Genomic DNA, 1,222 nt, shown 5'->3' with positions numbered 1-1,222 from the left:
CGTTCAGGAAGGCTTGTTATGCGGTGGAGTGTTTCGCGTCGTGTGTTGCGTGCTGCGGTGGTGGCGGGTGCTGCGGTGTTGGTGGTCGGGTTGGTGGGTGGGCAGGCGGTGGGTGTGCCGTCGGAGCGGGATTTGGCGGATTTTATTGCGGCGGGTCGGTCGGTGGCGGGGCCTGGTTCGGGGTCGAGTTCGGGGTCGGCGTGTGATTCGGGTAGTGGTGCGGGGTCGGGGAATGGTTCGGGTGATTGTTTGGGGGGTTCGGGGTCGAGTTCGGGGTCGTCGGGTGGGTATGCGTCGGACACGGTGGGGGTGGGTCCGGTGCAGTCGTCGTGGTTGGCGGCGTTCGGGTATGGGTTGGTGCATGGGGATGCGGCGCCGCCGGGGGCCAATGATTGGGGGTGTAAGCCGAGTGCGGAGCATCCGCGTCCGGTGTTGTTGATTCATGGGACGTGGATGAATGCGTATAACGGGTTTGCGTATATGGGTCAGCCGATCAAGGATGCCGGGTTCTGCACGTTCACGTTCAATTATGGTCGTGCCAACCTGGTGGAGGGTGGTGGTTTGGGGTCGGTGCTGCCGGGTGTGATGGGGACGGGGTATATCCAGGATTCGGCGAAGCAGTTGGCGGTGTTCGTGGATCGGGTGTTGGCGGCGACGGGTGCTGGGGAGGTGGATATTGTGGCGCATTCCCAGGGTGGGTCGATGTCGAACTGGTACACGAAGTTCGAGGGTGGTGCGGCGAAGGTGAAGAATTTGGTCACCTTTGGTGCCACGCATCATGGGACCAGTTTGGATGGGATCGGTGCGTTGGGGCGGGCGATCAATAATCTGGGGATTGATGTGTTGGGGTTCATCGAGATCTTCGTGGGTCATGCCGGGATTCAGCAGACGATCGGTTCGGATTTCGTGAACCAGCTCAATGCGGGTGGTGACACGGTGGCGGGGGTGGATTACACGGTGGTCGGTTCTCGGTATGACGAGGTCACCAATCCGTATGATCTGACGTTCCTGCGGCAGGGTCCGGGGGCGACGGTCCGTAACATCACGTTGCAGGATGGTTGTGAGCAGGATATTTCGGATCATTTGACGATGATGTATTCGCCGCGGGCGTTGTCGATCGCGCTCAACGCGCTCGACCCCGTTGCGTTCCCGCAACTGCAATGCACGTTCAACCCCTGGCTCATCGGCGGAGGCGGCTCCCTCTAACCCCCCGAGACCGGCA

Annotated in this window: 1 protein-coding gene; it reads left to right on the top strand. The window is 61.5% G+C overall.

Annotated features, from left to right (window positions below; genetic code table 11):
- The first annotated feature begins 18 nt into the window (after positions 1–18).
- Entirely contained in the window at positions 19–1,206 is a 1,188-nt protein-coding gene (locus QH168_RS00580) for an esterase/lipase family protein (protein ID WP_280232361.1), read from the top strand.
- Positions 1,207–1,222: the final 16 nt, after the last annotated feature.

The organism is Nocardia cyriacigeorgica (assembly GCF_029868385.1).
GTDB lineage: Bacteria > Actinomycetota > Actinomycetes > Mycobacteriales > Mycobacteriaceae > Nocardia > Nocardia cyriacigeorgica_F.
This window is presented reverse-complemented; position numbering and strand designations above follow the sequence as displayed.